The sequence below is a fragment of the Corynebacterium frankenforstense genome, from assembly GCF_030211955.1.
Classification (GTDB): Bacteria; Actinomycetota; Actinomycetes; order Mycobacteriales; family Mycobacteriaceae; genus Corynebacterium; species Corynebacterium frankenforstense_A.
Genome location: NZ_JASODI010000017.1, coordinates 50,568 through 57,738 on the forward strand (window position 1 = coordinate 50,568; position 7,171 = coordinate 57,738).

Sequence of the window (7,171 nt, forward strand, 5' to 3'; positions counted from 1 at the left end):
TCCTTACTTGAACCAGCTCTGGACGGTCAACGCGATGTTGTTCCAGGTGTCGATCAGATTCTCGGTGAACCCGCCGTCACCCGCGGTGCCCGCGACGAGCACGACGACCGCGACGGCGACCAGGATGCCCAGGATCGCCCACAGCCACGCCGTCCCGCGGCCCGAGGGCACGTGGTAGAGGTCGATGACGGCCTCGGCGTCGATGAGGCGCGCGCCGACCTTGGAGCGGGTCAGCAGCGCGGCCGGGGTGGCCTCGGGGCGGTCGGCGAAGATCGCGTCGAGGTCCAGCGGGGCGCCGGCGTTGACCACCAGCTCCGCGCCGTGGTACTCGGCCAGCAGCAGAGCCAGGTCGGTCGCCGAGTCGGTGGCCGAGGGGAAGGTCATCGCGCCGATGCCGAGGTCCTGGATGCGCTCCAGCCCGGCGGCGTGGCCGTCGGGTTCGGCGGGCAGCACGACACGCGCGCCGCTGCGCAGGGTCTCGGACTCGATACCGGCGGGGTTACCCACGATCAGGTCGGGGGTGTAGCCCTCGCGCACCAGGGTGTCGGCGGCGGAGTCGACGCCGATGAGGACCGGGTCGTACTCGCGGATGAAGTTGCGCAGGCGCTTGAGCTGGTCCGCGTGGTCCGCACCGGGGCTGACCACGACGACCTTGCGGCCCTTGACGGAGGCGCCGGTGTCCGGGATGCCGAGGCCGTCGATGAGCAGCGGGGCCTCCGAGTGGATGAACTGGATGGTGTTGCCGAAGAACGCCTCCATGTGCTCGACGAGGTTGCGCTGGGCCTCGTTGAAGCGGGTCTCGGCGGCCGCGCCGTCAACGGGGGCGGCGGTGCCCACGGCGTCGTTGCCGAGGAAGAGCTCGCCGTCCTCGGTCACCCGGCCCTTCTTGCCGCCGCGCAGCTTCGCGTGCGCCTCGGCGCCGAGGTCCTCGAACAGCGGGATCTCGGCGTCGATGAGCATCTGCGGGCCGAAGTTCGGCACCGCGCCGGTGCTGAACCGGGCGATGTTGACCACGGCGGCCGGGCGCAGGTCGATGAGCTGCTGGGCCGCCGGCCGGGAGATGTCGGGGGCGTCGACGACGGCGATGTCGCCGTCGGAGAACTTCTTCAGCCCCTTGGCCAGGGCCGCTCCGGTCAGGTCACGGACCGTGCCGTGGATGCCGGGCAGGTCGTCGGTGCGGGAGAACAGACTCATGGGCCATATTTTGACGCGCCCACCGCGCGGCGTGGCGGAGGCGCGCCGTGCGCTCCGGCCCGCGATCCCGCCCGCGATCCGGCCTACCAGCCGACCCGCGGTCTCAGTCTCCCATCGCGGCGACCTCGGCCTGCGCGCGCTCGAGCAGCTCGGCGGCATGCGCCCGGCCCGTGTCGGTGTCGGCCAGGCCGGCGAGCATGCGCGCCAGCTCGGCCACCCGGCGCTCACCGGTCAAGGTGGTGACCTCGGAGGAGTCCGCGGTGGCCTTCTCGACGTGCAGGTGGGTGTCCGCGTAGGCGGCGACCTGGGGCAGGTGGGTGACCACGATGACCTGGTGGCTGCGGCTCAGCCGGGCCAGGCGCCGGCCGATCTCGGCGGCGGCGTGCCCGCCGACCCCGGAGTCGACCTCGTCGAAGACGAGCGTGGTCCCGCCGCTCTCGCCTGCCAGGATCACCTCGAGGGCAAGCATGACGCGCGAGAGCTCGCCGCCGGAGGCGGACTGGGCCAGAGGCCGGGCCGCCGCGTCGGCGGCCGGGGCGAGCATGAGCTCGACCTCGTCGGCCCCGCGCGGGCCGGGCGTGGCCGGGCGCACCTCGACGGTCAGTCGCGCGTCCCCCATCGCCAGGCCGGCGAGCTCGGCGGAGACGGCCTCCCCCAGGCCGGACGCCGCGCTCGTGCGCGCGTCGGTGAGCGCACGCGCGGCGTCGTCAAGCTCTTTTCCGGCGGCCTTCACGGCGGCGGTGAGATTCTCGACGGCGTCGGAGGAGACGTCGATGCGCTCGAGGCGGGCGGCGGCCTTGTCGCGCCAGGCGAGCACGCCGGCGGCGTCGGGGGCGTACTTGCGCGTCAGGGTCTTCAGCTCCTGCTGGCGCAGCAGGGCGTGCTCGAGGGCCTCGGGGTCGGCGTCGAGTTCGCCGAGGTAGCCGCCCAGTTCCGCGCTGACCTCGGAGAGCTCCGTGGTCACGGCGGCCAGCCGGCGGCCGAGGGCGACGAGTTTCTCGTCGCCGGAGCCGGTGAGCGTGCTCGCGGCACGGCCGAGGGCGACGGCGGCGGGCTCGGCGCTCGAGTCGTCGTAGCCGCCGAGAGCCTCGGCGCCGTCGATGAGGCCGAGCGCGCCCGAGGCGGACTCGCGCAGGACGTCGACGTCCTGGAGGCGGCGAATCTGCGCGATCAGCTCGTCGTCCTCGCCGGACTCGGGGGCGACTTTGTCGATCTCGTCGAGGGCGAAGCGCAGGCGGTCGACTTCCTGGGCCAGCTCGCGGCGCTTGCCGGTGCGCTCGGCGAGGTCCTTGGCCAGGCGGCGGTGCTCGCGGTAGGCGCGGGCGTAGGCCTCCGCGAGCGGGGCGATCGCGGGGTCGAAGCGGTCGAGGGCGGCGAGCTGCTCGTCGGCGGAGAGCAGGCGCAGCTGGTCGTGCTGGCCGTGGATGGCCAGCACCCCGGAGGCGAAGTCTGCCAGCGTGCCGGCGGGCACGCTGCGCCCGCCCAGGTGGGCCCGGGAGCGCCCGGCGCCGTCGGCGGTCACACTGACGGTGCGGGAGGCCAGCCAGTCGCCGTTCTCGTCGTCGCGCCCGCCGGCCTCGGCGACAACGGCGTCGGCGGCGGCCGCGACCGACTCGGGCATGCCCTCGCGGGAGAAGCGGCCCTCGACGCCGGCGCGCTTCTGGCCGGTGCGGATGCGCGAGGCGTCGGCACGCCCGCCGGCGAGCAGGCGCAGGCCGGTGACCACCATGGTCTTGCCCGCACCGGTCTCACCGGTGAGCACGGTCAGGCCAGGCGAGAACTCCGCGGCGGCGCGCGGGATCGCGCCCAGGTTCTCGATGGTGATGTCGGCGAGCATGGGCCCTACCCTAGCGCCGCGCGCTCAGTGGCTCGTGCGCCGCGGGTTGGGACCACGCCAGCCCTCGACGGGCAGATGCAGCTTGGTCACGAGCCGGTCGGTGAAGGGGCGGTCGTCGAGGCGCACCCAGCGCACGGGGCGGCGGCCGCGCACGACCTCGACGCGCGAGCCCGGCGGCATGGCCACGGGCCGGAAGCCGTCCATGACGGCCAGCGCCGGGGTGGCGTGCCGGGCGGACTCGACGGCGACGGTCGAGGACGGGCTGACCACCAGCGGCTTGGTGAACAGGGCGTGGGCGTTGTTGGGCACCACGAGCAGCGCGTCGAGCTCGGGCCATAGCACGGGGCCGCCGGCGGAGAAGGCGTAGGCCGTCGACCCGGTCGGCGTGGAGATGAGCACGCCGTCGCAGCCGAAGGAGCTCACGGGCCGGCCGTCGACCTCGAGGACGGCGTCGAGCACGCCGCGGCGGTTGAGGTTCTCCACGCTGACCTCGTTGAGGGCCCAGCCGGTATCGATGGTCTCCAGGTTCTCGTCGAGCACGCGCACGTCGACGGTCATGCGGCCCTCGACGCGGTAGTCGCGGTCGATGACGCGCTGGGCGGCCAGCTCGAGGGACTCGGCGTCCCACTCGGCCAAGAAGCCGACGTGGCCGAGGTTGACGCCGAGCACGGGCAGGTCGGCGGCGTGCGCCAGGTCGGCCGCGCGCAGGAAGGTGCCGTCGCCGCCGAGCACGAGCACGAGCTCGACGCCCTCGCCGGCCTCGGCGGCCGGGTAGCGCGGCAGGCGCGCGAGAGCGGGCTCCTCCTCGAGGGGCTCGGCGTCGTCGAGTTCGAGGGTGCGCACCCGCACGCCGCCGGCCTCGAGCAGCTCGGCGACCCGCGCGGCCGCCTTGAGGTTGCTGCGCCGTCCGACGTGCGGGACGAGCAGGACCTCGCGGTCGTGGGCGGGTGCGGTCATTGAGGTCCCTCCTCGACGGCGGTGCGGATCATCTCGGCGGTCCTCTCGGCGCCCGGCTCGCTCGCCCCGGCGTCGTTGACCAGCCACAGGAAGTATTCTACGTTCCCGCTCGGTCCGGGCAGCGGCGAGGCGACCACGCCGCGCAGGCTCAGGCCGAGTCCGGCCGCGGCGGCGGCGACGTCGGCGGTGACCTCGGCGCGCAGCTCCGGCGAGCGCACCACCCCGCCGTGGCCGAGGCGGTCCTTGCCCACCTCGAACTGCGGCTTGACCATGGGCAGCAGGTCCGCGCCCGGGGCCATGACCTTCGCGATGGCCGGCAGCGTCAGCTTCAGCGAGATGAAGGAGAGGTCGCCGACCATCACGTCACAGGGCCCGGCGGTCTGCTCGAGGTCGAGGAAGCGGATGTTGGTGCGGTCGAGCACGCGCACGCGCTCGTCGTCCTGGAGGCGCCAGATCAGCTGGCCGTAGCCGACGTCGACGGCGACGACCTCGCGGGCGCCCCGGTCCAGCGCGACGTCGGTGAAGCCGCCGGTGGAGGCCCCGGCGTCGAGGACGCGGCGGTCCTTCAAGCTCAGCCCCTGCGGTTCGAAGGCCTCCAGGGCCCCGAGCAGCTTGTGGGCCCCGCGGGAGGCCCAGCGGTCCTCCTCGGCCTCTGTGACGCGCACGGAGACCTCCGGGGTGACCTGGGTGGCGGGCTTGGTGGCGGGCAGGCTGTTGACGCTGACCCGACCCTCCTTGATCATCGTGACAGCCTGCTCGCGGGAGCGGGCGATCTTGCGGCGCACGAGTTCGGCGTCGAGGCGTCTACGGGCGGGCATGTGCCTCCTCCTCTGCGCCGCGGTGCGGCTGGTCCTTCAGCGCCGCCTGCAGCAGCGCGTGCGCCTCCTCGAGGTGCGCGGCCTCGGCGTCAGCGTTCTCTGCGGCGTCGGCGCGGCGCAGGAGATTTCCGACGCCCGCGCGCACCTCCTCCGGGCGCACACGTGTCGCCGTCGGGTCGTGCGGGACGGGCGCCGGTGTCACGGGCGCCACCCCTTCGCGGCGCGCTCGGCGTGGGTGCCCTCGGCGTGCACTCCGCTCGCGGGCTCGCCGGCGTCGGCGGCGCGCCAGGCGGCGGCGAGCACGGTGCGCAGGCCCTGGGTGGGCGTGGAGTCGGCGTTGCCGCCGCGCAGGACGACGGTGCCGTCCTCGACGTCGGCGGTAAAGCCGCCCTGGGCGCCGACCTCGAGCTCGGCGGGCTCGGCGAAGAGCCCGGACATGTCGTCGGCGATGTAGGTCGGGCGCTGCTCGGGCGGGGCGGCCAGGAGCTCGGCGGCGCCGGAGACGCCGGTGAGCACCTGGAGGGTGTCCAGGCCGGCGGCGTTGCCGCCCTGGATGTCGGTGTTGAGGCGGTCGCCGACGGCCAGGGGTCGCTTGGCGCCGAAGCGGCGGGCGCCGACGTCGAACATGGCGGCCTCGGGCTTGCCGGCCGACAGCGGGGTGACTCCGGTGGCGGAGACGACGGCAGCGACCATGGAGCCGTTGCCGACCATCAGGCCGCGCTGCATGGGCAGCGTGGCGTCGAGGTTGGTGGCGATGAAGCGCGCGCCGGCGTGGATCGCCAGCGCGGCCTCGGAGAGCTGCTCCCAGCCGGTGCGCGGGTCGTGGCCCTGCAGCACGGCGGCGGGTTGTTCGTCCGCGGAGTCGACTACCTTGAGGCCCGCGTCGGCGGCCAGCTGGCGCAGCGTGTCGGCGCCGAGGACGAGCACCGGGGTGCCCGGCTCGAGTTCGGCTCGGACGAGCTCCACGGCGGCCTGGGCGGAGGTGACTATCTTTTCGGAGGTGGCGTCGAGCCCGATGGCGCTAAGCATCTCCGCGACGGTCTCGGGGGCCCGCGAGGCGTTGTTGGTGACGTAGACGTCCGTGAGCCCGGAGGCCGTGATGGCCTCGACGGCCCCGGGGATGGCGTCGCCGCCCTCCCAGACGGTGCCGTCGAGGTCGAGCAGGAGGGCGTCGTAGTTCTCGGCGATGGTCATCGCGGTCTACTCCACCCCGCCGCGGTCGAGCTCGGCCAGGCGGTCCTCGACGTCGGTGACGCCGAACTCGTCCTGGCGTCGGGCGGCGAGGAACCACTCGCGGGCCTCGGCGCGGCGGTCGACGTTGAGCAGCGCGTCCGCGTAGGCGTAGCTGAGGCGCGCGCCCTCGGGTCCCTTGGCCTTCTTGTCGGGCCCGGCGGCCTCGATGGTGGTCACGGCGGAGTCGTGGTCGCCCATGTCGGCGCGCGCACCGGCGACGACGATGGCCAGCTCGATGGCGGAGTCGTCGTCGAGCTTCTGGGCGTCCTCGCCGCGGGCGAGCTCGAGGGCGCGCTCCGGGCGGCCGAGGCCGCGCTCGCAGTCGGCCATGACGGCCAGCAGACCGGGGCCGCCGCTCATGCGGCGGGCGGCGCGAAGCTCCGAGAGGGCCTCGTGCCACTCACCGGCGCGGTAGGCGGCGATGCCGTTGGTTTCACGGGTGACGGCCACGCGGCCGGCACGGTCCTTGGCGGCGCGCGCGTGCTCGAGGGCGCGGCGCGGAGACTCGTCCATGAGGATCGCCGCGGCGGCCAGGTGCTGGGCGACCTTCTCGGCGTTCTGCTTGGCGAGCACCTTGAGGTCCTGCAAGACCATCGGGTCGAGGTCCTGGATGTCGACGTCGGAGGGGATCTCCGGCTCGTTCATGCGGTTGTTGAGCCGCTCCTCGCGGAAGCCGGGGCGCTGCGGGTTCAGACCGGCGCCGCGGTCGCGCTCGCGGCCGGCACGCTGAGCATGACCCTTGCCGCCGCGGCGGTTCTGGCTGCCACGGCCGCCGCGGTCGTTGCGGCGACGCCCGCCGCGTCCGCCGCCGGCGTTCCCGCGGTGTCCGCCGCGGCCGTCGCGGGAGTTGCGACGCTGCCCGTCGTTGTCGCGACGGCCGCCGCCTCGGCGTCCGTCCTTGCCGTGACGATCGTCGTCCATCGGTGCACCATCACTTCCGTATGTCTGGGGCCGGTCAAACCGGAGTCTACGTGCGCAAAAGGCACGGAGCGAAGAAGAGGACTTCGGCTGTCCTTCTCCCTCACCCCGTGCCTTAAGCATCCACTGTTTGATTATTTTGAGTTGTGGTGTCGGCGGTGACTTACTCTCCCACACCCTCCCGAGTGCAGTACCATCAGCGTAGGCGGGCTTA

The 7,171-nt window shown here is 73.8% G+C and carries 7 protein-coding genes; all 7 read right to left on the bottom strand.

From position 1 onward, the window contains the following. Positions 1–3: 3 nt before the first annotated feature. The 7 genes from steA to QP119_RS09175 all read right to left on the bottom strand — a co-directional run bounded on the left by steA (position 4) and on the right by QP119_RS09175 (position 7,080). Positions 4–1,203 carry a putative cytokinetic ring protein SteA gene (gene steA, locus QP119_RS09145; protein ID WP_284775520.1) on the bottom strand — a complete coding sequence of 400 codons (1,200 nt, stop codon included), beginning with the start codon at positions 1,201–1,203 and terminating at the stop codon, positions 4–6. Between the two features lie 94 nt (positions 1,204–1,297). After that, positions 1,298–3,031, bottom strand: a complete 1,734-nt coding sequence (gene recN, locus QP119_RS09150) for a DNA repair protein RecN (protein WP_284775505.1) — start codon at positions 3,029–3,031, stop codon at positions 1,298–1,300. Positions 3,032–3,055: 24 nt separating this feature from the next. Beyond that, positions 3,056–3,988 carry an NAD kinase gene (locus tag QP119_RS09155; protein ID WP_284775507.1) on the bottom strand — a complete coding sequence of 311 codons (933 nt, stop codon included), beginning with the start codon at positions 3,986–3,988 and terminating at the stop codon, positions 3,056–3,058. Next, a complete protein-coding gene (locus QP119_RS09160; RefSeq protein WP_284775510.1) occupies positions 3,985–4,806 on the bottom strand; it encodes a TlyA family RNA methyltransferase in 822 nt (273 codons plus the stop codon). The genes QP119_RS09155 and QP119_RS09160 overlap by 4 nt, the downstream gene beginning before the upstream one ends. Further along, the gene (locus QP119_RS09165; RefSeq protein WP_075663890.1) at positions 4,793–5,008 is read right to left on the bottom strand and encodes a hypothetical protein; all 216 of its coding nucleotides are present in this window, start codon (positions 5,006–5,008) and stop codon (positions 4,793–4,795) included. Before QP119_RS09165 ends, QP119_RS09160 begins: the two co-directional genes overlap by 14 nt. Next, positions 5,005–6,000, bottom strand: coding sequence for an HAD-IIA family hydrolase (locus tag QP119_RS09170; protein ID WP_284775512.1), 996 nt, complete (start codon positions 5,998–6,000; stop codon positions 5,005–5,007). The genes QP119_RS09165 and QP119_RS09170 overlap by 4 nt, the downstream gene beginning before the upstream one ends. Before the next feature lie 6 nt (positions 6,001–6,006). Continuing rightward, entirely contained in the window at positions 6,007–7,080 is a 1,074-nt protein-coding gene (locus tag QP119_RS09175; protein ID WP_423777790.1) for a hypothetical protein, read from the bottom strand. Positions 7,081–7,171 lie beyond the last annotated feature (91 nt).